We start from the raw sequence: 1111 nt of genomic DNA, 5'->3' as shown, positions 1-1111 counted from the left end.
CGCGAACGCCGCAACCGTGCTGCTCTCAATGCGCCGCAAGTACGTTACTCTCTCAACCCCAACCACACCCGCCCAGTAGGAGTCACTATGCTTCAATTTGAATCCCGCATCCCCTCCGTCAGCGTTGTGATCGCCACCAATGGAAAACGCATGCAAAGCTTACGCACCGCAGTCACAGCAATTCTCGATCAGCAGTACCCGGGCCCCGTTGAGGTGGTGATCGTCTACGACCGTGCCACCCCTGACCCGCTCTCCGATATTGAAATCAGCGAGAATCGGTCACTACGTATCATTGAATCACACGTACCGGCGGGCTAGCTGGCGCACGCAATAGCGGCATTCTGGAGGCCACAGGAATAATCCTGGGATTCTGTGACGATGACGACACCTGGATGCCGGGCAAACTCACCGAACAGGTGGCATTGTGGCGAGCTAACCCGGATGCGGTGGGTATCTCGTCTGGTATTACGGTGCGCTCGGACGGGCGGAACATCGTGCGCCTAGCCCCCGAACGCGCTACTTTCGATGACTTCCTGCGTTCACGGATCACCGAGGTTCACCCCTCCGCAATGCTGTACTCCCGCTCTGACTTGGTGGATGGCCCCGTCGGTCTGGTGGATGAGCAGCTGCCTGCCTCTTACGGGGAAGACTATGACCTGCTGCTGCGCGCTACCAAGCACGGCGATATTCTTTCCGTACCCCAACCGCTGGTTAGGGTGCTGTGGGATCGGCCGTCCTTTTTTGCCGGTCAGTGGCAGTACATTGCTGATGGCCTCACCTACCTGCTGCGTAAGTTCCCTGAATTTGAGCGTTACCCCAAGGGTGTGGCGCGCGTGGCCGGGCAGGTGGCGTTCGCGCACGCAGCGCTGGGCCATAAGAAAGAGGCATTTGCGTGTGCCCGTTCTTCCCTGCACCGCGATAAGACGCAGCTGCGCGCCTGGGCCGCATACCCGGTGGCTCTTGGTGTTGTAAAACCGCAGACCCTGCTGGATGCGGTGCAGAAAACAGGCAGGGGCCTTTAGACCGTGCCCAACACAGTTACGGCCGCCCTGACGATTCTGAAAAAGGCGGACATTGAGACGATGTCCGCCGGGCGTGGCCTACCCAATAA

At 59.3% G+C, this 1111-nt stretch carries 2 protein-coding genes; both read left to right on the top strand.

The window, feature by feature from the left end; all coding sequences use genetic code 11:
- Positions 1-87: 87 nt before the first annotated feature.
- On the top strand, positions 88-318 hold the full coding sequence (locus Q4P78_RS09240) for a glycosyltransferase family 2 protein (RefSeq protein WP_303340076.1): 231 nt from the start codon (positions 88-90) through the stop codon (positions 316-318).
- Positions 297-1022 (top strand): glycosyltransferase family 2 protein, encoded by a 726-nt coding sequence (locus Q4P78_RS09235; RefSeq protein WP_368660907.1) that lies wholly within the window; start codon positions 297-299, stop codon positions 1020-1022. Before Q4P78_RS09240 ends, Q4P78_RS09235 begins: the two co-directional genes overlap by 22 nt.
- The last annotated feature ends 89 nt before the right edge of the window (positions 1023-1111 follow it).

Source organism: Rothia sp. (in: high G+C Gram-positive bacteria) (assembly GCF_030540545.1).
Lineage (GTDB): Bacteria > Actinomycetota > Actinomycetes > Actinomycetales > Micrococcaceae > Rothia.
This window is presented reverse-complemented; position numbering and strand designations above follow the sequence as displayed.

What these genes read in the sequence shown, in the direction of transcription:
- Q4P78_RS09240 (WP_303340076.1), top strand. Translation starts at nt 88, where the DNA reads ATGCTTCAATTTGAATCCCGCATCCCCTCCGTCAGCGTTGTGATCGCC.